The organism is Desulfotruncus alcoholivorax DSM 16058, assembly GCF_000430885.1.
Classification (GTDB): Bacteria; Bacillota; Desulfotomaculia; order Desulfotomaculales; family Desulfallaceae; genus Desulfotruncus; species Desulfotruncus alcoholivorax.
Genome location: NZ_AUMW01000019.1, coordinates 1 through 23449, shown reverse-complemented (window position 1 = coordinate 23449; position 23449 = coordinate 1). Strand labels below are relative to the sequence as shown.

Here is a 23449-nt window from a genome sequence, read left to right as displayed (position 1 = left end):
CATGTTGCAATTATACGCCGACTGGCATACGCACAGTTGTTACAGCGACGGCAGTATGACGCCCGAACAAATTGTGGCGGCGGCGGCCCGCCGTGGCCTGGATGAGGTTGCCATCACCGACCACGGCCCCCGCGGCATGTTCATCGGCGTCAGGGCGGCCCGGGTTTACCTGGAATTAAAGGAACAGGCGGCCCGGCTGGCCGAAAGGTATTCCATACGTGTGCTGGTGGGGGCCGAGGCCAATGTTGTCAGCCTGTCAGGTGATATTGACATCCCTGACGAGGTGGCCGGCAAGTTGGATATTTTGATTGCCGGTCTGCACCCCCAGGTGTGGTGCAAACCGGTTATGCAAACCCTGACTTGGATTTTGCCCGGTTGGTTGGGACGTTATTCCGGGCGGGTGCGGGCCATGATGCGCGGAGCCAACACCAAGGCCCTGGTGGCGGCGATATACAAAAACAGGCCGGCTTTTGTCAGCCATCCCGGCTTGATGATGGATGTGGATTTGGATGAAATTGCCCGGGCCTGTTCAAGCAGGGGGTGTGCCATGGAAATCAATGCGGGCCACCATTACGACCGGGACGGGGTGATCAAGGCGGCCCTCAAATGGGGCGCGCCCCTGGTGGTCAACAGTGATGCCCATTACCCGGAATCAGTTGGTGAGCTGGCTGAAGGATTGGCCCTGCTGGCAAAAAACCGGGTGCCGCCCGAACAGGTCCTCAACGCCCGCGAAGGGTTAAATTATTTAGCAAATTAGAGCATAAATGTTTAAAAATAACATAAATAGAGACTAAATAGGAAGGGATTTTTTAATGTCTGCACGAATGGTTATAGTAACCGGTCTTTCCGGGGCCGGCAAAACCCAGGCCATGCGCAGCCTGGAGGATTTAGGGTATTTTTGCGTGGACAATCTCCCGCCCACATTAATTCCCAAGTTTGCCGAGCTGTGTGCACAAACCGCCCGCCGGATTAATAATATAGCATTAGTCGTGGATATTCGCGGCGGGGAATTTTTCAGGGACCTTGCGGAAGTACTGAATGAATTGCACGCTAACAAGATAAATTTTGAAATTTTGTTCCTGGAAGCGGCCGATGACGTACTGATCCGCAGGTTTAAGGAATCCAGGCGCCGTCATCCCCTGGGTACCGGTGAGGTGCTGCCCAGCATTCAAGAAGAAAGGGCCATGCTGGAAGAGATCCGGGGTTGCGCCAACTTGATTATTGATACTTCCGATCTTTCTCCCCGGCAGCTCAAAGAAAAATTGACGGAACTGTTCAGCGGGGATGCCCAATCAATCAAATTACTGGTTTCGGTAATTTCTTTCGGCTTTAAATACGGGATTCCGCTGGACAGCGACCTGGTCATCGACGTTCGCTTTCTGCCCAATCCTTATTATGACCCGGTGATGCGGCCGCTTACGGGCAATGATCCTACGGTTGAGGAGTTTGTGTTTAATTCGCCGGTAACCGCTGAATTTATGCAAAAATTTACCGGATTGATCGAGTTCTTGATACCTTGCTACATTAATGAGGGCAAGACAACACTGATGATCTCAATCGGCTGCACGGGCGGGATGCACCGCTCGGTGGCCATTGCCAATCGTTTGGGGGATGCCTTAAATAAAAAAGATTACCGGGTTACCGTTCGCCACAGGGATATCGGCAAAAGCGGTTAATATCGCGTTACCGGTTTACGGTGACTGCTATGTCTGACAAATAATAATCAACTAATAATCGGCGGGGTGCTTGCCCAATGCTAATCAGATGGTTGTACCCGGGCATGAAGGTGAAGCGCTGGATTTTGCTTTTGTTACTGGGCGCTTTACTGGTTTGTGCCGGTGGGGTTCTTTTTACCGGTTCTGTGTTTTCCGGTTCCAGGATATTGATTGATCAGCTGTTCAATGATGCAGCCGGAAATTATATCTGGGCCTTGGGGCCGGTAATTATGCTTGCAGGCTTATGCCTGGGGGGATACGGCGCCTTCCGGGCCTTCCGGTCCCTGGTCGGACCGGTGCTGCCGGGCGGAAACAGCCTGCTCGACATCATTTACGCCAGGCGTTACCTTGAAAAGGGGCCGCGGATTGTGGTTATCGGCGGCGGTACGGGTATACCGGTTTTGCTCAGGGGGTTGAAGGAGTATACCTGCAATTTGACCGCCATAGTAACTGTGGCGGATGACGGCGGCAGTTCCGGAAGGTTGCGCGGGGATCTGGGTATTTTGCCGCCCGGCGATGTGCGCAATTGTCTTGTGGCCCTGGCCCACCGGGAACCGCTGATGGAGGAACTGCTGCAATACCGTTTCCCATCCGGGGAACTAAAAGGTCATAATATGGGGAATCTTTTGCTGGCGGCCCTTTGCGATATTGCCGGGGGCTTTGATGCGGCTGTGCGCGGCCTGAGCAGGGTTCTGGCGATACGGGGCCAGGTGCTTCCGGTGACGCTGGCGGATGTGCGATTGTGCGCCGAGCTGGAGGACGGCACCATTGTCAGGGGCGAATCAAAAATCCCCGGCGGGGGCGGCCGGATTAAACGGGTATTCCTGGAGCCGGACAATTGCCGGCCCACCGGAGAGGCTTTAAAAGCCATTCAGGAAGCTGACGCGATTATTATGGGCCCGGGCAGCGTTTACACCAGCATCCTGCCCAATTTGCTGGTGCCGGGTATACCGGAAGCCATTGCTGCTTCCCGGGCGATTAAAATTTATATCTGCAATGTAATGACCCAACCGGGAGAAACAGACGGTTATTCCGCTTCAAGGCACCTGCGTGCACTGGTTGATCACGCGGGAAACATCGTTGATTACATGATCATCAACACCGGCGTTGTCCCTTTGCGGCTGCTGGGGCGTTACCGCAGGGAGGGCGCTGTTCCCGTCGAGGCGGATTTACAGGCTGTGAAGGAAATGGGCGTCATTCCTGTAACTGGCAGGCTCTTGCAAAAAGGCAATGTGGCCAGACATCACCCGGGTAAGCTGGCCCGCCTGGTTATGCGCGTTGTATGCGAAGACCGTTACCCGGAAAGGGTTATTCCAATTAACAGTTATTTAGAAAATAAACAAATCAAAAAAGACAGTGCCGCCCTGTAAATGAAATTACGTCCCTGCTTTTGTCATTGCGAGGAGCGGAGCGACGTGGCAATCCCGGCCAGTTTGATCTGATTGCGGTTACAACACCATAAACTACACCGTATGATTGACTTGCTGCTCGGACATCACTATTTTTCAAGGAGGTGTCCGTTTTGTTTAAAAAAGAGATGGATCCCCATCACACCGGTATGCTGGCCCTGACACTTACTTCTGTGGTCTTAACCATCCCTTTTATCTGGTTTGCGAAAAGCATAGCTGATTCACTTCATACAATTGCGGTCAGACAATCCAACTCCGGAGTGGTAAAAAGGTACAAACTGCGCTAATTCCACTTTCATTGGGATGTTGTTTGGGACATACCTCCGGCCTATAAGCCATGACCCCAAAGGGGAGGTGTGTCCCCTTTCCTAAATCCCGGGCGTTGATCCCGGTGTTTTTTCACTTTAGGAAAGTATACCTTGCCGTATATATGGCAAGGGCTAAGGTATAAAGTATTAAAACGCGCGCTAAGGGAACTGATTAAGCGCGCGTTTTTTTATGCCAATTTGTGCATGCTTGACGCTCTCCAAATTAAGGTATACTATGAATTAATATCAAAACTAGTCCTTTTTTTAACGTTTTGCAGGAGGTTTTAGCGTTTTGCGGGAAGTTTATCTTGATAACAGCGCCACCACCCGGCCTTACCCTGAGGTCGTCAAGGCCGTGCTGGCGGCTATGGAGGATTATTACGGCAACCCTTCTTCGCTGCACCGCAAAGGGGTTGAGGCCGGGCGCGCGGTGGCCCGGGCCCGGGAAGCCGTGGCGGACAGCCTGGGGGTCGAAGCCTCGAACATTATCTTTACCGGGGCGGGCAGCGAGGCGATTAACCTGGCTGTTAAAGGACTGCAGCCGGGACGCAAGGGCAAACATGTAATTACTACGGCGGTGGAGCACCCGGCCGTGTTGAACGCCTGCGGGCAGCTGCGGGAGCGGGGTATGGAAATAACGGTATTGCCCGTAAATAATGTGGGTATGGTGGATCCCGAAGATTTGACGAGGGCTTTACGGGAAGATACCTACCTGGTTTCGATCATGCACGTTAACAATGAAGTGGGCGCGGTGCAGCCGCTGGCTGACATAAGCGCCGTGATCAAGGAGTTCCGCGGGGCCGGCCGGAAGCTTTTCTGGCATGTTGACGCGGTTCAGGCTTACGGCAAGTTGCCCCTGCGCCCGCCGGAGCTGGGCATCGACCTGCTGTCGGTCAGCGCCCACAAGGTGCACGGGCCCAAGGGGGTGGGGGCGCTGTACGCGGCGCCGGGCACGCCCCTGAAGCCGCTGGTGGCCGGCGGGGGCCAGGAATGGGGTTTGCGCTCGGGCACGGAGAATGTGCCCGGAATTGCCGGTTTTGGTGTCGCCGCAGGGATAATTGCACGGGAAGCGCGGGAAACGGCTCCCAAGTTGTTTAACTTGAAAAAGAAATTGGTGGACGGGATTCTTGCCGCCGTGCCGGGCGCGGTGTTGAACGGCCCGGCCTGCCGGGAGGATGAGCCCGGCTGCGCCCCCCAGATAGCCAATATTTCGTTTCCCGGCCTCAGGGGTGAAGTGCTGTTGCACGCACTGGAGGGGCGGGGTGTTTATGTTTCCACCGGCTCGGCCTGCTCTTCCAGGAAAAAGCCGGGCAGCCATGTGCTGAGGGCTATGGGTTTGGCTGAACAATTGGTGGAAGGGGCCGTGCGGTTCAGTATTTCGACGCTGAATACGGCTGCGGAGATAGATTACGCCGTGGAGGTCACCGCCGGGGTGGTGCATGAGTTAAGGGAGCTTTACGGTTAACGGTTGGAGTGGTACGGCCCGCCAACTTATAGCGTTTTTCAGAGAACGGATATAATTAAACCAAAATAACATACCGGGGGAACCACTAACCATGTACAATACATACCTGATACGTTACGGTGAAATCGGATTAAAGGGGAAAAACCGGCCGCAGTTTGAGCGGCGGTTAATGGAAAATATGAGGCGGGCGCTGGGTAAAACCGGCCCCGCCCGGGTGGAGCGCGTTTACGGCCGCCTGGTGGTGGAAAGTGAAGCCGAGCCGGCGCTGGTTTTGGACAGGCTGAGCAAGGTGTTCGGCATTGTCGGCGTCAGCCCGGCGCTGCGCCTGCCCTTGGACATGCAGGCCGTCAGCGGGGGGGCGCTGCAAACCTTAAAGGACGCCGCCGCCCTGGTGCAGCTGCCGCCGGGGACGCCTTTGACTTTTAAGGTGGAGGCCCGGCGCTCCAATAAAATGTTCCCGCTTACTTCGCCTGAAATTAACGGCCAAATCGGCGGCTACCTGTTGGAAAATTTTCCAGGCCTTCAGGTGGATGTGCACAAACCCATAATCAAGGTAAACGTTGAAATCAGAGAGAAAAATGCCTTTGTCTATGCTGCCGATATCCCGGGAGCGGGGGGCTTGCCCGTGGGGGCCTCCGGCAAAGCGCTGCTGCTGCTGTCCGGGGGCATCGACAGCCCGGTGGCGGGTTGGATGGCCATGAAGAGGGGCATTGAGATCGAGGCCGTTCATTTTTACAGCTTTCCTTTTACCGGGGAAAAATCGCTGGAGAAAGTCCGTGACCTGTGCAGGATACTGGCTGATTACACTTCGCGGGTCAAATTGCATGTGGTGCATTTTACGGAGATACAAAAAGAAATTCAGAAAAATTGCCCGGAGGAACTGAGGGTTACCCTGATGCGCAGAATGATGTTCCGCCTGGCGGAACGCATTGCCGGACAGCAGGGGGCGCTGGCCCTGGTTACCGGGGAAAGCGTGGGCCAGGTGGCCAGCCAGACCCTGGAAAGCATGCGGGTGATCAATTACGTGATTAATATCCCGGTGCTGCGCCCTTTGGTGGGTATGGACAAGGCGGAGATAATCAGCCGGGCCCAGGCCATCGGCACCTTTGCAACATCAGTGCTGCCCTATGAAGACTGCTGTACCCTGTTTTTACCCAAACACCCGGCGACAAGGCCCCGGCCGGAGCAAGCCCGGCAGGCCGAGGAGGCGCTGGAGGTGGAAGAGCTGCTTGCCGGCGCCCTGGACCGCACCGCGGTGGAAATAATCAAGAGTTAATATTTTAACTTTAACGTGGTGATCCCATGAGTTTTTCTTTGATAACCAAAAACGAGCTGGCCAGGGTGATCGGCCCGCGCCGGTGCTGCAAGACCAGCGAGCTGGCCGCGTTGATTAAAATGGACGGCACGCTGCAGATCAACGGCCGCAAAATTGCATTGAATATAACCAATCACAATGCGGCGGTGGCCCGCAAGGTGATCAAGCTGAGCAAAGACCTTTTCGGCATCCGGCCGGAAGTGCTGGTTAAAAAAAAGGTGCGGCTGCGCAAGAATAACGTCTACATGGTGCGGATACCGCCCCAGCCGGAGCTGCAGAAAATGCTGGTTGAGCTGGGCATGTTGAACGATAACGGTTCCCTGCAGGAGGGGCTGCCGGAGAAACTGTTGCAAAAAGAATGCTGCAGGCGCTCCTACCTGCGCGGAATTTTCCTGGGCGGGGGGTCTGTAAACAACCCCGGCGGCACCTACCATTTGGAAATTATTACCGGTGACGGCCGGCACGCCGGGGACATCTCCAATTTGCTGCAGCAATTCGGGTTGCCGGCCAGAATCAGCTCCCGCAAGCAATGGTATGTAGTGTACCTTAAAGACAGCGAGCAAATTGTGGAGTGCCTGAACATTATGGGGGCCCATACGGCCTTGCTGGAGTTTGAAAATACCAGAATTTACAAGGACATGCGCAACAAGATCAACCGGCTGGTGAACTGCGAAACTGCAAATTTGAATAAAACCGTTGACGCCGCAATGCGCCAGTCTGAAAATATAAGGGTTATCGCCGGGACAATGGGAATTGAAAAACTCCCCCGCCCGCTGCGGGAAGTGGCTGAGCTGCGGCTGCACTACCCGGATGCCAGCCTGAAAGAGCTTGGTGAAATGATGGACCCGCCCCTGGGCAAGTCGGGTGTTAACCACCGCTTGCGCAAGCTGGACAAAATTGCGGAAAAGTTGCACTCCGGCGGGCTGTTAAATATTCCGGCAAAGCACGGGGGCACGGGCGTTGAGAAATAAGCGGCGCCGGCTGCCGGATTGGACATAATGCCGGTAATAGCGCCGGTTTGCGCGCCGGCTGTAATCATTTACCTGTCAACTGAATATATTGGTTTTAAAAAACTGGGCAGGATTTTTGCATGTAGCTGCAGAATATTATTATTAAATTTTTTCAAAATAATTAAAATTTATAGTGGAGGATTTCTGGCTATGCGCATGGGTTACGGCCTTAATGTGATTCAGACCCAAAAGTTAATAATGACCCCGGAATTGCGCCAGGCCATTGCTGTTTTACAATTATCTACCCTTGAGCTGGGGATGTATATAGAGCAGCAGCTCCAGGAAAATCCCTTGCTCGAGGTGGGGGAGGAAGAAATTGAGCAGTTGGCGGCCGGGGAACAGACCGCGGCTGCGGAAGATACCGGGGAAAATGAATATGATATTGACTGGCAGGATTATTTCCATGACAGCAGTGATTTAGGATTGACCCGTTCCGAGGTGAGGCCTGAGCCCAATGAATTCAGTTATGAGAATTTCATCAGCCGCTCGCCGACATTATTGGAACACCTGATGTTCCAGCTTAGCCTGTCCAAATGTGAGGGGCCGCAGTACGCCATAGCTGAATATATCATTGGCAGTATTGATAATAACGGGTATCTCAATTGTTCAATTGATGAAATAGCCAGGCAGTTGGGTACAGGCCGTGACGCTGTTACGGATGCGCTGAAGGTTGTCCAGACCTTCGACCCCCCCGGCGTCGGGGCCCGTTCCTTGCAGGAATGCCTGCTGATCCAGCTTGCGCACCTGGGTATTGAAGATGAGCTGGTGATTAATGTGGTAACCAGGCATCTGACCGACCTGGCCGAAGGTAAGTATAATCGTTTGGCTCAATTATTCAGCGTGCCGGTTCAAGAATTACAGCGGGTGGCTGACTTGATTAAAACTTTGGACCCGAAGCCGGGCCGCAACTTTAGCGGGAATGGTGAAAACAGGTACATTGTACCGGATATTGTTTTAAACAAAGTTGAAGATGAGTATGTGATTATTATCAACGATGTAACTGTACCCAGGTTGACCATTAACAACACTTACCGTGCGTTTTTAAACCAGGATAAGGGTGATAACCAGACTAAAAAATTTGTTGAGCATAAACTAAACGCGGCCGCCTGGTTGATCAAGAGCATTGAGCAGCGGCGCCTGACCCTGTACAAAGTGACAAAGTGCCTGGTGGACCTGCAGCGGGACTTTCTTGAATATGGAGTTAAATATTTAAAGCCGCTCAACCTCAAAACTGTGGCTGATATTGTCGGGCTGCATGAATCCACGGTCTCCAGGGCCACGTCCAACAAGTATATCCAGACCCCGCAGGGTGTCTTTGAAATGAAGTATTTCTTTTCCTCCGGCCTGAGCAATACAGGAGGGTCGATGATTTCCGCCGAAAGCATTAAAAAAATAATGCAGGAAATTTTGGAGGTTGAAGATGCCAGGAACCCGCTGAATGACCAGCAAATTGCCGATATTTTCGGGCGCCGCGGCGTAAAAATATCCCGGCGCACAGTGGCCAAGTACCGGGATGAACTGGGCATCCCACCCATCAGAATCCGCAAGCGGTATTAAATGTCATTGCGAGCAAAGCGAAACAATCTCAACGCTTTACCAGTGAGGTGCCATTTTCAGGGTGCCTTTATTTTTTGACTACCATTCAGGAGCCAGAATGAAAGAGCGATTGATCGTCTCGAAGTATTCTGTATTCTGAATTCTGACTACTGACTTCATTTTTTATTAATCTTGTATACAAAAAAAGAGGAAACAATCCGTTAATTGAAGAATAAAGTATATCATAATTATAAAAATACCGGTGACTAAGGTATACTATTGAAAGGAGCGGGTAACAAAAATGGCGGTAAGAATTGGGATTAACGGCTTTGGTAGAATAGGGCGACTTGTTTTGCGTGTAGCTTTACGGCGTTCTGATATTGAGGTGGTGGCCGTTAATCATAAATCACGCAGGTTACCTATGGATGATGAGTTCGCCCCCAAGCTTGCCTATTCACTAAAATACGATTCTATTCACGGCAGGCTGGCAGAAGAAATAATTGGGTATAAAGATACCATATCAGTTAACGGCAAAGAAATAAAGTTATTATCTGAAGCTGATCCGGCTGCTTTACCGTGGGGGGACCTCGGTGTTGACCTGGTGGTGGAATCCACAGGCAAGTTCAATAGCCCGGATAAAGCAGCGGCCCACCTGAAAGGAGGGGCTAAAAAGGTGGTCATTTCAGCGCCGGCCAAGGGTGACTGCCTGACGGTGGTGATGGGGGTTAATGAGGAATTATACGACCCGTCCGTACATAATATTGTCAGCAACGCCTCCTGTACCACCAACTGCCTGGCTCCTGTCGCCAAGGTGCTGCATAAGAACTTTGGTATCGTCAAGGGTCTTATGACCACCGTTCACGCGGTGACCAACAACCAGCAAATTTTAGATATGCCCAGCAAGGATGTCCGGCGCGGGCGCGCCGCCACCATGTCGATTATTCCCACCACTACGGGGGCGGCCAAGGCTGTGGCGCTGGTGCTGCCGGAATTGAAGGGAAAATTGAACGGGATGGCCATGCGGGTGCCGACTCTGAATGTTTCCGTGGTGGATCTGGTGGCGCAATTACAGAAAAAGGCAACCAGGGAAGAGGTTAATGCAGCCCTCAAAGATGCATCCGAAAATGAATTAAAGGGTATACTGGCATACAGCGAAATGCCGCTGGTTTCCATGGATTATACCGGCGACCCGCATTCCTCCATCGTTGACGGGCTTGCCACAATGATTATGGATGATGATATGATCAAGGTCCTGGCCTGGTATGACAATGAATGGGGGTATTCCAACCGGGTTGTAGATCTTGTTGAATATATGGCCGAAAAAGGTATATAATTCGTACTTAAGGAGTCAGGAGTCGGCATAAGAGAGCGGTTTATCGCCTTGTAATATTCTGAATTCTGACTACTGAATTCTGACTTCCGAAGAATAATTATAATTCTATAATATCGAAGCGAATTTCATAGGGGGGATTGTATGGCCAAGAAAACCGTACGGGACATTGACGTCTCCGGCAAGCGGGTGTTGGTAAGAGTAGATTTCAACGTACCCCTGGACAAAGAAGGTAATGTAACCGATGATACCAGGATTGTTGCGGCACTGCCTACCATAAAATACCTGGTTGGGGAAAAGGCCAAGGTTATCCTGATGTCGCACCTGGGGCGTCCCAAAGGCAAGGTGGATGAAAGATACAGCATGGACCCCGTTGCCGGGCGCCTGCAGCAATTGCTGCCCGGGGTTTCAGTGCGCAAAGTTGATGATTGTGTGGGGGAAGAAGTTCAGCAGGCGGTGTCGGCAATGGCCGGCGGCGATGTGCTGCTGCTGGAGAATGTTCGCTTTTACCCCGGGGAAGAAAAAAACGACGAAAATTTTGCCCGGAAGTTGGCCGGGCTTGGCGATGTTTATGTAAACGATGCCTTTGGCACGGCCCACAGGGCCCATGCTTCCACAGCAGGCGTGGCTGAGTTCTTGCCCGCGGTGGCGGGTTTCTTAATGGAAAAAGAAATCCGGATGCTGGGCCGGGTTTTGGAATCTCCGGCCAAGCCTTTTGTGGCCATTATCGGCGGCGCCAAGGTTTCCGATAAAATAGCTGTGATTAATAATCTGTTGGACAAGGTAAGCGCCCTGCTTATTGGCGGTGGAATGGCCAATACTTTTTTAAAGGCCGGCGGCAAGGAGGTCGGCAAGTCGCTGCTTGAAGCCGACAAGGCAGACCTGGCCAAAGAGCTTGTGCGGAAGGCCGGGGATAAAGGCGTTGATCTGCTGCTGCCTGTTGACGTGGTTGTAGCCCCGGCGGCTACGCCCGGTGTTGAATCCAAGGTGGTGTCTGTCGATAGTATCCCCGGGGAATTCATGGCGCTGGATATAGGGCCCCAAACGGTTAACAATTTCAGCGACCGTATTAAGCAAGCCGCCACGATAGTTTGGAACGGGCCGATGGGAGTGTTTGAAATGGAGCCCTTTGCCGGCGGCACAATGGCAATAGCCAGGGCCGTCGCTGACAGTGACGCGGTTTCAGTTATCGGTGGGGGCGATTCCGTGTCGGCGGTGAAAAAGGCCGGGGTGGCGGACAAAGTGACCCATATTTCCACCGGTGGTGGCGCATCCCTGGAATTTTTGGAGGGTAAAGTGCTGCCCGGAGTGGCGGCGTTACAGGATAAGTAAGATGGAGTCAGGAGTCAGGAGTAAGAATACAGGAGTCAGAATAAGAAAAAGTTTATCGTCTAAAGTATTCTGAATTCTGACTACTCGGGTGTATTTTGTAAAACGGTTACCGGGGTGAATAAAAGTGCGAAAGCCAATTATAGCGGGAAACTGGAAAATGTATAAGACCGTCGGTGAGGCGGTCAATTTTGTTGCTTCTTTTAAAGGGCTGGTAACGGGTGTATCCGGGGTGGAGATCGTACTGTGCCCGCCCTTCACAGCCCTGGCTACGGTGGCTGAGCAGCTGGCCGGGACGGGCATAGAACTGGGGGCCCAGAACATGTACTGGGAGTCCGAGGGCGCCTATACCGGGGAAATCTCTCCCGGTATGCTCAAGGAAGCAGGGTGCAAGTATGTTATACTGGGCCATTCCGAGCGCCGGCAGTTTTTTGGTGAAACAGACGAAACGGTGAATAAGAAAGTGTTTGCCGCACTGGAACATGGCCTGGTGCCCATTGTGTGTGTAGGGGAGCGGTTGGAGGAGCGGGAAGCCGGCAGAACGGAAGAAGTGGTGCGCAAGCAGTTGGAGGGCTCGCTGGCCGGCTTGAGCGCGGACAGGGCAGCGGGTTTGGTGGTGGCTTACGAGCCGGTTTGGGCCATCGGTACCGGCCGCACGGCATCAAATGAAGATGCCCAGCAGGTTAACAGGTTTATCCGGGAAACCCTGGGCCGGCTGCTGGGAGCCGGTTTTGCCGCGGCCACCCGCATCCAGTACGGTGGTAGTGTTAAGCCGGGTAACGCCGCCGGCCTGATGGCCCAGCCCGATATCGACGGCGCGCTGGTTGGCGGGGCCAGCCTGGACGCTGAAAGTTTTGCGGGAATTATCAAAAATTTGGGAGGAAATTAACTTGGCACCAGTTAAAAAGCCCCTGGCACTGATAATACTGGACGGATGGGGTTTGAGCGAAAAGAAAGAGGGCAACGCCATAGCCAAGGCCCGCACGCCGAATATGGACGGGCTGCTGGCCAGGTATCCGCATACCATACTGGCCAGTTCGGGGGAGGAAGTGGGTTTGCCTCACGGCCAGATGGGTAATTCGGAAGTGGGGCACCTGAATATGGGTGCGGGGAGAGTTGTTTACCAGGAATTGACCAGAATCAGCCGCGCTATCCGTGACCGCAGTTTTTACGATAACCCGGTGCTGCTGGAGGCTGTTGAGAAAGCCCGGGAGCGGAAATCAGCGCTGCACCTGATGGGATTGCTGTCGGACGGCGGGGTGCACAGCCATATCCAGCACCTTTATGCCTTACTGGAACTGGCCAGGGACCAGGGGGTGGACCGCGTATTTGTGCATGCTTTTTTAGACGGGCGGGATGTGCCCCCGGCCAACGCCAAAGAGTACATAATTCCTTTAACCGAAAAGACGGAGCAAATGGAGTGCGGCCGGGTGGCCACGGTTATGGGCCGCTACTACGCCATGGACCGGGACCGGAGATGGGAAAGGGTAAAAGAGGCCTATAACGCCATGGTGCTGGGAGAGGGCTTTAAGGCCAAATCGGCGCTGGAAGCGGTGGAGCAGGCCTATGCCCGCCAAGAGACCGATGAATTTGTCAAGCCGACGGTGATCGTTGATGACCGGGGGGAACCTGTGGGCAGGGTTGCCGGCGGCGATGTGGTAATTTTCTTCAATTTCCGTCCCGACCGGGCCAGGGAAATCACCCGGGCCTTTGTTGATGAAAAGTTTGACGGCTTTGAACGGCCGCAGGGGCACCCCAAGGTGCATTACGTTTGCATGACCAGGTACGATAAGACCATTGAGGCGCCGGTGGCCTTCAGGCCCCAGGTGCTTGTGAATACGCTGGGGGAAGTGCTCAGCTATCGTAACTTGCGGCAGCTGCGCCTGGCCGAGACCGAAAAATACGCTCACGTGACTTTCTTTTTCAATGGCGGGGTGGAACAGCCCAACAAGGGTGAGGACCGCGTGCTGATTCCCTCGCCCAAGGTGGCAACCTATGATTTGAAGCCCGAGATGAGCGCCGGAGAGATTACCGATGCTCTGATCAACAAGCTGGGCGATAAGGTTTACGATGTTATCATAATGAATTACGCCAACCCGGACATGGTGGGGCATACCGGGGTGATGCAGGCTGCGGTCAAGGCGATTGAGTTTGTTGACCGGTGCATCGGCCGGGCGGTAAAGGCGGTAAAAGAAGCAGGGGGAATAACTATTATAACCGCCGACCACGGTAACGCTGAAGAGATGCAGGATGACGCCGGGCATCCCCATACCGCGCACACCACCGACCCGGTGCCGTTTATTTTGGTGGATGACGATTACACCGGGGCCGGGTTGAAAACCGGCTCGCTGCAGGACGTTGCTCCCACGGTGTTGGATTTGCTGGGGCTGGAAAAACCACCTGAAATGACGGGCAATAGTTTGCTGGAAAGAAAATAAAGTCAAATACTTAACAGCATCAAAGGAGGTATAGTAATATGTCAACAATTATAACTGATGTAACAGCCAGGGAAATACTTGATTCCCGGGGGAATCCCACGGTTGAAGTGGACGTGCTGCTGGAAGACGGCACCCTGGGGCGGGCCGCGGTGCCTTCCGGAGCGTCAACCGGGGCTTATGAAGCGGTGGAATTGAGGGATGAGGACGCCGCCCGGTACAAGGGCAAGGGCGTAACCAAGGCCGTGGATAACGTCAACGAAATCATTGCTGAGGAGATCGTCGGCTTTGACGCCGTTGACCAGGTGGGCATTGATTTGACCATGATCGACCTGGACGGCACCCCCAACAAGGGCAAACTGGGCGCCAACGCCGTTTTGGGCGTGTCTATGGCCGCCGCCCGGGCCGCTGCCAAAGCTCTGGGACTTCCTTTATACCGCTACCTGGGCGGTACCGGAAGCAGGCTGCTGCCGGTGCCGATGATGAATATTTTAAACGGCGGCAAACACGCCGACAACAATGTGGACATCCAGGAATTTATGGTCATGCCGGTGGGGGCGGAGGACTTTGCCGGGGCATTGCGGATGGGTGCGGAAGTTTTTCACACCCTGAAATCGGTATTAAAGAACAAGGGAATGAGCACGTCCGTTGGCGATGAAGGCGGGTTCGCCCCCAATTTGGGCTCCAACGAAGAGGCGCTGGCCGTAATTGTTGAGGCCATAGAAAAAGCGGGCTACCGGCCTGGTGAAGACGTGGCGCTGGCCATTGACGCGGCAGCCACGGAATTCTATAAAGACGGCAAGTATATGCTGGAAGGTGAGGGGCTGACCTATTCCTCCCGGGAAATGATTGAATTTTACGCCCGCCTGGTGGATAAGTATCCTATTATTTCTATAGAAGACGGTTTGTCCGAGGATGATTGGGATGGTTGGAAACTTCTCACTGATAAGCTCGGCGACAGAGCGCAGATTGTGGGCGACGATCTATTTGTGACTAATACAGAGAGGCTGGCCCGGGGCATTGAAGCCGGGGTGGCCAATTCCATTTTGATCAAACTGAACCAAATCGGGACCGTTACCGAAACCCTGGAGGCAATTGAAATGGCCAGGCAGGCCGGTTACACCGCAGTGGTTTCCCACCGTTCAGGCGAAACGGAAGACCCCTTTATTGCCGACCTGGTGGTTGCTGTAAATGCCGGGCAAATCAAGACCGGGGCTCCGTCCCGCACCGACCGGGTGGCCAAGTACAACCAGCTGCTGCGGATTGAGGAGGAACTGGCCGGAACTGCGCTGTTTAAAGGACGCAGGGTATTTTATAACTTGGGCTGATTCATTGTTGTCAGACAAAGACATGCTTGCTTTCTCCTCCCGGGTGTATTAAAATGTCATTAATTGATGAGGAGGAATAACTTGTGGTTTTAAAAGTAATACTTACCGTAATACACGTTATTCTGTGTATTGGATTGATTGCCGTTGTTTTGCTGCAATCAGGGAAGAGCGCGGGCTTGTCGGGAGCCATTGCCGGCGGCGCTGAAACATTTTTCGGCAAGAAAAAAGGCCTGGATGAATTTCTGGGTAAGATAACCGTGTATGTGGCGATTGCCTTTGCTGTTACGTCGGTGGTGCTGGTCATAATAACAGGTAAATAAAAATCCGGGGAAGCCCGGATTTTTTATTCGCCAAAATATAATATGTGTATAAATATTTACGCTTGATGCATAGTATTATTTATGCAATTGTCAAATTTTACTCCCTATGCTATAATTTTTTTGGACATGATGGGTTAGAGGAGGTGAGTTTTTATACCCTGGTAGCGTAGACGGAGTATTGAGTTGCTTGTGAAAAAATATTTATTTATGGGGAAGAGGAGGGTAAATTTAAGTGGAAAACATGACCTTGGCTTATTATGCCGCTGGGGCAGGCGCTTTTGCCTTGTTATTTGCTCTTTTTACAATGTCCCAGGTGCTTAAAGAAAGCATGGGTACCCCCAAAATGAAGCAGCTTTCCGAGGCTGTTCAAGAGGGTGCTATGGCGTACATGAACCGCCAGTACAAGACACTTGCACCTTTTGCAATCGTAGTTTTCATTATATTGTGGGGTCTCAAGTACGTTATTGTTGTTCCTGAAGGCGGGCACCTGCCCGTGGGTCCCGCATCTGCCATTTCATTCCTGGTTGGTGCCGTTTGCTCCGCCATTGCCGGTTATATCGGCATGAACAGTACCACCAAGTCCAATGCCCGTACTGCTGAAGCCGCTCGCAGCTCCGGCCTGGGCAAAGCTCTGCAGGTTTCCTTCCGCGCCGGCGCCGTTATGGGTCTGTCCGTTGCCGGTCTGGGCCTGCTGGGTGTTTCAGTGCTGTTCATTATTTTTAAGAGCCCTCTGATTATTAACAGCTTTGCTTTTGGTGCTTCCATGATCGCGTTCTTCGCCAGGGTTGGCGGCGGTATCTACACCAAGGCTGCCGACGTGGGCGCCGACCTTGTGGGTAAAGTCGAAGCCGGCATTCCGGAAGACGACCCGCGTAACCCAGCCACCATTGCTGACAACGTTGGTGACAACGTCGGTGACACTGCAGGTATGGGCGCCGACCTGTTCGAGTCTTATGGCGCTACTACCATTGCGGCTATGCTGATTGGTAACACCCTGTTCGGATTTCCCGGCATCATCTTCCCGCTGTTGGTAGGTGCGGCCGGTATTATCGCCGCCATTATCGGCACCTTTACCGTGCGTACCAGTGAAGGCGGTAACCCGCAGGCCGCATTGAACGTGGGCCTGTGGACCACCAACGTGCTTACCGCCATAGCCACCTGGTTCATTGCCAAGACTATTTTTGCCGATCCCAGCTTCGGCAGTGTTTCAACCGGTATCTTTATGGCTGTTTTAGCAGGTCTTATAGTTAACGTAGCCGTGGGCTACCTTACCGAGTACTACACCTCCAACCTGAAGCCTCCGGCGATCAAAATCGCCGAAGCTTCCAAGTCCGGCCCGGCTACCAACGTTATTCACGGTCTGGCGGTCGGTATGGAATCCACCTTTATTCCGATGCTGGTATTCGCCGGTGCCATTTACTTCGCATTCTGGTCCGTTCAGTCCAACGCTCCGGAAGGACAGGGTGCAGTGTGGGCCATCTATGGTATCGCCATGGCTGCCATGGGTATGCTTTCAACCGCCGGTATGGTTGTTGCCATGGACTCCTTTGGTCCTGTTGCCGACAACGCCGGTGGTATTGCTGAAATGGCCGAACTGCCTCCCGAAGTGCGTGAGAAAACTGACAAGCTGGATGCCGTGGGTAACACCACTGCCGCTATTGCTAAAGGTTTCGCCATCGGTTCCGCCGCTCTGACAGCTCTGGCTCTGTTCAGCGCTTATGTTGACGGCGTTAAGATTAAATTTGGTTTGGACGAGTTCATTGTTAACCTGACCGAGCCCATGGTTCTCGTGGGCGTGTTTATCGGCGGCGCGGTTCCGTTCCTGGTCGGCGCCCGCACCATGCGCGCCGTTGGTGAGGCTGCCTTCGGTATGGTGGAAGAGGTTCGCCGCCAGTTCCGGGAAATCCCCGGTATTATGGAAGGTACCGGCAAGCCTGACTACGCCCGCTGCGTGGACATTGCCACCAAGGCAGCTATTGGGAAAATGATTTTCCCCGGCATTATTGCCGTGTGTGTTCCTCCGATTGTTGGCTTCGGCCTTGGCGCCAAGGCTCTTGCCGGCTTCCTGGGCGGGCTGACCACCGTTGGTGTGCTGCTGGCCCTGTTCCTGGCCAACGCCGGCGGTGCCTGGGACAATGCTAAGAAATATATCGAAGCCGGTAACCTGGGCGGCAAGAAGAGCGAACCGCACAAGGCCGCCGTTATCGGTGACACCGTTGGTGACCCCTGTAAAGACACCTCCGGTCCTGCCATGAACCCGCTGATCAAGGTTGCGGGAACTATCTCCCTGATCCTTGGTCCACTGCTCACAAGACTCTAAAATATCACAAGCAACCCAAAAATGCCGGGTGGAAAAATTCCACCCGGCATTTTTTCGGGGTCAGTGTATTATTGTGATAATTGGATAAAAATAGATAAAGTAGTTCAATATAAAAGTATCAGTGTTTACTTAAGTTAGGAAAAATCATGGCTAACAGTGCGGCGACAAATAGAAGAGCCAGGGTTATTGTGCGCCATATCTGCACGCCTTTACCTTTCTTTTTCATTTTGGCCATAGGGATCATGCCGGCCGCGAAAATAAAGGCAATTACGGCTACAATTAGCTGGACATGCTCCAAAAAATCCCCTCCCGGTGCTTTTATCTGTTCTGTTTATTATAAACGGGCGGGACTGTTGAATCCAGTTTGATTTAGAACAATGGCGAATATTATTACCGCACCGGGGCATGATTTTAATAACATAATAGATCACGGGGGGATAGCATATGGATTACAGCGATCCTGAACAGCGCTATAAAAAAGGTATGACTTACGATGATAAAGTGAATTTTTCATATGAATTGGAACGTGAGATAGTTCAAAATAAGGAAGAATTGGCTGAAATCAAGCACGGGGCGGGTGACCCGGACAGGATCAAAGATCTGGAGGAAAGGATTATTAAAAGAGAGAAGCTGCTGCAGCAGGTGCAGAATGATATACATGGTATAGAATTATAAAGGTTTATAAGGAATTATTAATAATTTAAGCGTTTAAAGATTTTATGGACCGGCAGATGATGCCGGTTTTATTGTGTGTTTAATAAATGGGATCTGCCATACTAATGCAGAGAGGTAATAAGAAAAGCGCGCAACCCTGATTGATTCTGCTAATTAGTAGGTAGCACTTGCCATATTGGGTTATAATATGTAAAAATAGATTCCGGGGGTGAATTATCTGATAGGTGCTATTAGAAACGGTGACCACATGTGTTTTGGGTGTAGTGAGAGGAACCCCATCGGACTTAAATTGAAATTTACCATGGACGGGGACAAATGCCGCACTGAATTTACGGCCGGGGAAGAGCATCAAGGTTGGAACGGTTATATGCACGGGGGACTGATAGCAGCATTAATGGATGAAACCATGGCCTGGTGGCTTTGGTTTAAAGATATATCAATTATGACGGCGGAAATGACTACCAGATACAGCCTCGGTGTGCCGGTGAAAACAAAGCTGACGGTTGAGTCATGGTGTGAAGAAGAAAAAAGGGGCAGGCTGTTTTTTATGGCTGCCAGAATAATACTCCCCGACGGAAAAGTCCCCGCTACTGCAAAGGCCAAGTTTTTGCGGATAGAGCCTGAAAAACTATAAACCAGGGAGGATTTCAAATGACCAGGGACGAGGCAGATCAACTTTTAAAACAGCATATGAAAAATAAAAACTTGATTAAACACTCTTTGGCTGTTGAGGCTTGCATGCGCCGGCTGGCCCGCCGTTTTGGTGAAGATGAAGAAAAATGGGGGCTGGCGGGGCTGTTGCACGACATTGATTATGACCGCACCAAGGACGACCCGGACCGCCACAGCATTGAAGGCGCGCGACTGCTTGCTGAAGCCGGACTGCCGGAAGATGTTGTTTATGCCGTTAAAGTACACAATGAGGCGCACGGTTTCCCGCGCAAATCCCTGATGGACAAGTCCTTATACTGCATCGACCCGCTTACGGGCTTGATTGTAGCCGCGGCACTCATCAAGCCGGAGAAAAAACTGGCGGCCATAGACGTGGAATTTTTGCTGAAAAAGTTTGGGGAAAAATCTTTTGCCCGGGGGGCAAACAGGGAGATAATCGCTGCCTGTTCGGAAATTGGCCTGAGTCTGGAAGAATTTATTGCCCTCGGATTGGAAGCCATGCAGGGGATCGCCGGGGAAATGGGCCTTTAAGCCATTGACAAAAGCGCAGCCGGTGGTATAATTACATAGCAAGCAGATTAAGTTAGCGTAAAAGCCCTCGCCTAATCAGGTGGCAGGGCTTTGATTATCATTCAGGAGTGAATTGTTATGCCGGCCAGGACTATCGCCAACCGTAAGGCCCGACATGAATATCATATAGAAGAAACTTATGAGGCAGGTATTTCCTTGAAAGGCACGGAGGTAAAATCTATCAGGGCCGGCAAGGCCAACCTGCAGGACAGCTTTGCGCGAGTTGAAAACGGCGAACTGGTACTATATAATATGCATATAAGCCCGTATGAACAGGGTAACCAGTTCAACCACGAGCCAAAACGCCCGCGCAAGCTGCTGATGCACAAGCGCGAGATCATGCGGCTGTATGGCCAGACCAGGGAAAAAGGCTTTGCGCTGATTCCTTTGAAGGCATACTTTAAGGAAAACGGTAAGGTGAAAATTGAGCTTGCCCTGGCCCGGGGCAAAAAGAAATACGACAAACGTGAAGATATTGCTGCCCGTGATGCCAAGCGGGAAATGGACCGGGCCATGAAGAATAAGCAGCTGTAAATATGAATATGGGGGCGAAATGGTTTCGACGGGGGAAGTTAGTGGCAGGATAAGCGAGCCGGGGTCCCATCAGCCCGTTAAACGATGGACAGTTAATATAACTGCCAACGATAATTACGCACTGGCTGCTTAATTAAAGCGGCCCATCCCACCCGGGCTGGCCTGTGGCGCGGGACCGGGGTGTCAAATTAGCAGGCTTGCTCTTTAGCCAATTCTCGGAGGCTAACGGGGACATTCATCGAGATAGCTCCAAAGGAGCCTGGTTGTGGGCGCCGGCGGAGCGAAATCTAAAACACAACCTACGCTCGTAGAAGGTCTTGTGGCTCTTCTTTCGGACGGCGGGTTCAACTCCCCCCGCCTCCACCAGTCGTATGCACAGACACCATTAGATTAACTTCGATGGTGTCTGTATTGATCTTAACGTCTTTAACAAATCTTTCGATGACTTGCTTAACAACAAGCGGGTCATCACTGTTTAGTGCTTGTCTGTAGGTATTTAAAACCTCTAAAATCTTTTCTTTAGAAACAATTTCTTCCTGTTGTTTAAAAAGCCATTCCTGGTAGCGATTCTCCAGGGTGGCTTTTTCATTTTCCAGTGACTTGAGTTTTTCGGCGAAGGCCCGAATTACAACAGTTCCCTCGGCAATGGCGTCAACAATATTTTTAATCTGCCGGTCAACTTTATCCAATTCTTTTTTAAGATAATCGCCTTCGCCGGCGGTTTCCTTCTTAATGTTTGAATAATGGGCATATAGTTTTTCAGCCAGCCTGGGCATGGCCTCTTCACTGAATATCCCTTGCTCAAGCTTGTTTATTACATATTCTTCAATAGTGTGTTTATTAATCTTTTTATTGATACAGGTTTTTGTACGATCAGCGTTATTGCACAAGTAATAATGACGCTGTCTTGTTTCTTTTGTTACTCTGGTTTTATAAGTGCTGGACGAGCCCACCATTCTTTTACCACATACACCGCACCAGATTAAGCCTGAGAGTAAATAAACGACTTTTGCTTTGTGGCCACCAGTGGACCTGAGTTTCTTGTTTTGATTCATTTTATTTTGTACCTTCCAAAAGAGACTTTCGGGAATAATGGCCGGAATGGCGTTGGGTATCTCAATAACCTCTTCGGAACTTTTTGATAAATGATTATTCCTTTTCCCGTCAGGGGTTTTGCTGGTCGAACGATTGAAGACATATGTGCCAATATATTTTTTATTGCGCAGTATTTCATGAAGGCTGTTTTTGCCAAAAGGTTTTCCAAGTTTGGTTTTGTATCCTTGCTTATGTAAAGCATCCCGAATACTGTTATATCCATGACCGGCGTCACGCATTTCAAAAATCATACGCACGGCAGGTGCTTCGGATTCATTTATAATATAATTCTTATCTTTATCTACATCAAACCCCAATGGAGGGAGCCCCCCGGTATGTTTGGCCTTCAGGGCTGTTTCTCTCATGCCCTTCATAACTTCGCGGGCCAGGTTCTTACTGTAGTATTCAGCCATACCCTCCAATACAGACTCAAGAATAATGCTTTCCGGGCTGTCATCCAGGTGTTCAAGTACGGATTGAACCAAAACTCCGGCTTTGCGTAATTCTCGTTTATAAAAGGCGGAATCATACCGGTTACGGGCAAAGCGGTCAATTTTATGAACAATCAAAAAATCCGGTCTTACCAGGTTACCTTTGATTTCACTCATCATTTTAAGGAAACCCGGCCGATCGTCAGTTTGAGCCGACTTAGCTTCATCGGTATATATCTTGATGATTGAATATCCGTTTCTTTCGGCATATTCCGTACATGCCCGGATCTGCGCGGTAATGGATTCTTCGCGTTGGTTGTCGCTGCTATAGCGTGCGTAGATTACAGCTTTCAAATCATTACCTCCATGATATTGTCAATAAGCTTGAAGCTGAGTAATTATTTGATTATTTTATAACGCATCATTTCTTTTGGAAGCCCGACCCTGGCCGCAAAATGCTCCATGGATTCATCGGATTCCGGTTCTTCTCCCCAAGTGAGCAGTTCAACTGTGAACCTATTAGCTTCGTATTCAACCCGGGATTCCATAAATGTGTTTTCTATCATAAAGAAATATCCCATCCTCTGCGGGGACAATTGCTGGTGGCCCAATTCATGGGCCAAAACAACCCGTTTAAGCCATTCCGGGAGTTTTGAGTTGAGGACAATGGTTACATTTCCGGCTATTTCAAGTATTAAGCCCTTAATATGGCGAAAGGGGAATTCGTCCACATCAATGCCCATAGCTCGGGCCAGGCGGTAGGGGTCTTTGGTTTCATGTTTATTAATTAATTGCTGGACAGATTGTTTAATATAATCCATAAGAATCACCTGCTTGTCCGTAAAAAGGTGTCGAAATATGTCTAAATGCAAAGATAAAACTAAACCTGCTACTTTTGATTGTAGCAGGTTGTTATCCGCCAAGTGGGCTCGAAACCGGGTGTAAGTAAAGACTTATTTTTTATAAACATCTCCGCGTGGTCCCATGACTTCAATAATTACTAACCTCTTTTCTGCTTTTACATCATAAATAATCCGTAAGTCACCAACCCGGTACCTGAACTTCTGACTAAAGCCCCGCAATGGCTTTATATTTGGTCCGCTTATTGGGTTCGCGGAAATAGCCTCAATTGCAGTCGCAATGCGTTTTTGGGTGGCCCGATCAACGCGTTTAAGATAGCTCCGAGGTTGGGTTAATAGCTGCACTTTATATGTCGAGTTCTCGCTTAAATTCATCCCAGCTAACGCCTTCCTCTTGCCCTCCACTCAAGGCCGTTCTTTCGCTTTCAGGCCAGTCCAGGTAAATGTAGTCGCGACAGGCGGGGCAAATGAATTCGTCATGCCAGACAATATCCCATGGCGCATTGGGATCATCTAATAAATCTGCAAGCACAAGGACGGTGCCGCATTTTGGGCATGTGGGATCAATATAAAAAGGTTTGTTATGCGGTCGCGGCATGGCTGGGCTTTCTGGTTGTACGCTTTTTACCAGTCTTTCCAGGTACCTTTTGGCCCTTGCTACGCTTTGTTCCGGAATCCTGTCAATTAATCTGTGGAGTTCTTCTTTGGGTATGCTCATTAAAAATTACCCCTTCCCCTTTTCTCGTTTTTTCTTTTCCCGTTCCCACTTTACCTTCAAATAAGTAAGGATAT

24 protein-coding genes and 1 other RNA gene are annotated in these 23449 nt (G+C 51.3%); 20 read left to right on the top strand and 5 right to left on the bottom strand.

Features of this window, described 5'->3' with window-relative positions:
- Position 1: 1 nt before the first annotated feature.
- The 15 genes from H569_RS20030 to H569_RS0110350 all read left to right on the top strand — a co-directional run bounded on the left by H569_RS20030 (position 2) and on the right by H569_RS0110350 (position 17820).
- A complete protein-coding gene (locus tag H569_RS20030; protein ID WP_051273576.1) occupies positions 2 to 757 on the top strand; it encodes a PHP domain-containing protein in 756 nt (251 codons plus the stop codon).
- Between the two features lie 55 nt (positions 758 to 812).
- The gene (gene rapZ, locus H569_RS0110415; protein WP_027364954.1) at positions 813 to 1676 is read left to right on the top strand and encodes an RNase adapter RapZ; all 864 of its coding nucleotides are present in this window, start codon (positions 813 to 815) and stop codon (positions 1674 to 1676) included.
- A gap of 77 nt (positions 1677 to 1753) precedes the next feature.
- Positions 1754 to 3085, top strand: a complete 1332-nt coding sequence (locus tag H569_RS0110410; protein ID WP_027364953.1) for a gluconeogenesis factor YvcK family protein — start codon at positions 1754 to 1756, stop codon at positions 3083 to 3085.
- A gap of 152 nt (positions 3086 to 3237) precedes the next feature.
- A complete protein-coding gene (locus H569_RS22525) occupies positions 3238 to 3411 on the top strand; it encodes a hypothetical protein (protein ID WP_157833511.1) in 174 nt (57 codons plus the stop codon).
- Between the two features lie 313 nt (positions 3412 to 3724).
- Positions 3725 to 4897 (top strand): cysteine desulfurase family protein, encoded by a 1173-nt coding sequence (locus H569_RS0110400; RefSeq protein WP_027364952.1) that lies wholly within the window; start codon positions 3725 to 3727, stop codon positions 4895 to 4897.
- Positions 4898 to 4988: 91 nt separating this feature from the next.
- Positions 4989 to 6173 carry a tRNA uracil 4-sulfurtransferase ThiI gene (gene thiI / locus H569_RS0110395; protein ID WP_027364951.1) on the top strand — a complete coding sequence of 395 codons (1185 nt, stop codon included), beginning with the start codon at positions 4989 to 4991 and terminating at the stop codon, positions 6171 to 6173.
- A 26-nt stretch (positions 6174 to 6199) separates the two neighbouring features.
- Complete coding sequence (whiA, locus tag H569_RS0110390) at positions 6200 to 7183, top strand: DNA-binding protein WhiA (protein WP_027364950.1); 984 nt, start codon at positions 6200 to 6202, stop codon at positions 7181 to 7183.
- 189 nt (positions 7184 to 7372) lie between these two features.
- Positions 7373 to 8779, top strand: coding sequence for an RNA polymerase factor sigma-54 (gene rpoN / locus H569_RS0110385; RefSeq protein WP_027364949.1), 1407 nt, complete (start codon positions 7373 to 7375; stop codon positions 8777 to 8779).
- A gap of 280 nt (positions 8780 to 9059) precedes the next feature.
- Positions 9060 to 10091: a type I glyceraldehyde-3-phosphate dehydrogenase gene (gap, locus tag H569_RS0110380; RefSeq protein WP_027364948.1), complete on the top strand. Its 1032-nt coding sequence runs from the start codon at positions 9060 to 9062 to the stop codon at positions 10089 to 10091.
- Between the two features lie 141 nt (positions 10092 to 10232).
- Complete coding sequence (locus H569_RS0110375) at positions 10233 to 11420, top strand: phosphoglycerate kinase (protein WP_027364947.1); 1188 nt, start codon at positions 10233 to 10235, stop codon at positions 11418 to 11420.
- Positions 11421 to 11544: 124 nt separating this feature from the next.
- Positions 11545 to 12306: a triose-phosphate isomerase gene (gene tpiA / locus H569_RS0110370; protein WP_027364946.1), complete on the top strand. Its 762-nt coding sequence runs from the start codon at positions 11545 to 11547 to the stop codon at positions 12304 to 12306.
- A gap of 1 nt (position 12307) precedes the next feature.
- Complete coding sequence (gene gpmI, locus H569_RS0110365; protein ID WP_027364945.1) at positions 12308 to 13855, top strand: 2,3-bisphosphoglycerate-independent phosphoglycerate mutase; 1548 nt, start codon at positions 12308 to 12310, stop codon at positions 13853 to 13855.
- Between the two features lie 38 nt (positions 13856 to 13893).
- On the top strand, positions 13894 to 15180 hold the full coding sequence (gene eno, locus H569_RS0110360; protein ID WP_027364944.1) for a phosphopyruvate hydratase: 1287 nt from the start codon (positions 13894 to 13896) through the stop codon (positions 15178 to 15180).
- 83 nt (positions 15181 to 15263) lie between these two features.
- Positions 15264 to 15500: a preprotein translocase subunit SecG gene (gene secG / locus H569_RS0110355; protein ID WP_027364943.1), complete on the top strand. Its 237-nt coding sequence runs from the start codon at positions 15264 to 15266 to the stop codon at positions 15498 to 15500.
- A gap of 241 nt (positions 15501 to 15741) precedes the next feature.
- A complete protein-coding gene (locus H569_RS0110350; RefSeq protein ID WP_407638082.1) occupies positions 15742 to 17820 on the top strand; it encodes a sodium-translocating pyrophosphatase in 2079 nt (692 codons plus the stop codon).
- Between the two features lie 118 nt (positions 17821 to 17938).
- Here H569_RS0110350 and H569_RS0110345 read toward each other — a convergent pair whose 3' ends face one another.
- Entirely contained in the window at positions 17939 to 18118 is a 180-nt protein-coding gene (locus tag H569_RS0110345; RefSeq protein ID WP_027364941.1) for a hypothetical protein, read from the bottom strand.
- Positions 18119 to 18264: 146 nt separating this feature from the next.
- On the opposite strand from H569_RS0110345, the gene H569_RS0110340 reads away from it, so the two are divergent.
- The 5 genes from H569_RS0110340 (at position 18265) to ssrA (ending at position 20637) form a co-directional block, all read left to right on the top strand.
- Entirely contained in the window at positions 18265 to 18495 is a 231-nt protein-coding gene (locus tag H569_RS0110340; protein ID WP_027364940.1) for a hypothetical protein, read from the top strand.
- A 208-nt stretch (positions 18496 to 18703) separates the two neighbouring features.
- Entirely contained in the window at positions 18704 to 19129 is a 426-nt protein-coding gene (locus H569_RS0110335) for a PaaI family thioesterase (RefSeq protein ID WP_238492524.1), read from the top strand.
- Between the two features lie 17 nt (positions 19130 to 19146).
- The gene (locus H569_RS0110330) at positions 19147 to 19698 is read left to right on the top strand and encodes an HD domain-containing protein (protein WP_027364938.1); all 552 of its coding nucleotides are present in this window, start codon (positions 19147 to 19149) and stop codon (positions 19696 to 19698) included.
- A gap of 117 nt (positions 19699 to 19815) precedes the next feature.
- Complete coding sequence (smpB, locus tag H569_RS0110325) at positions 19816 to 20271, top strand: SsrA-binding protein SmpB (protein ID WP_027364937.1); 456 nt, start codon at positions 19816 to 19818, stop codon at positions 20269 to 20271.
- A 10-nt stretch (positions 20272 to 20281) separates the two neighbouring features.
- Positions 20282 to 20637, top strand: a transfer-messenger RNA (tmRNA) gene (gene ssrA, locus H569_RS21815).
- Here the strand turns inward: ssrA and H569_RS22520 are convergent.
- The 4 genes from H569_RS22520 to H569_RS0110305 form a co-directional block, all read right to left on the bottom strand.
- Positions 20616 to 22151, bottom strand: coding sequence for a recombinase family protein (locus H569_RS22520; RefSeq protein WP_034630244.1), 1536 nt, complete (start codon positions 22149 to 22151; stop codon positions 20616 to 20618). The genes ssrA and H569_RS22520 overlap by 22 nt on opposite strands.
- Positions 22152 to 22195: 44 nt before the next feature.
- The gene (locus H569_RS0110315) at positions 22196 to 22618 is read right to left on the bottom strand and encodes an ImmA/IrrE family metallo-endopeptidase (RefSeq protein ID WP_027364936.1); all 423 of its coding nucleotides are present in this window, start codon (positions 22616 to 22618) and stop codon (positions 22196 to 22198) included.
- A 132-nt stretch (positions 22619 to 22750) separates the two neighbouring features.
- The gene (locus tag H569_RS23630) at positions 22751 to 23032 is read right to left on the bottom strand and encodes a type II toxin-antitoxin system RelE family toxin (RefSeq protein WP_034630242.1); all 282 of its coding nucleotides are present in this window, start codon (positions 23030 to 23032) and stop codon (positions 22751 to 22753) included.
- Entirely contained in the window at positions 23004 to 23375 is a 372-nt protein-coding gene (locus H569_RS0110305; protein ID WP_027364934.1) for a hypothetical protein, read from the bottom strand. The genes H569_RS23630 and H569_RS0110305 overlap by 29 nt, the downstream gene beginning before the upstream one ends.
- Between the last annotated feature and the right edge of the window lie 74 nt (positions 23376 to 23449).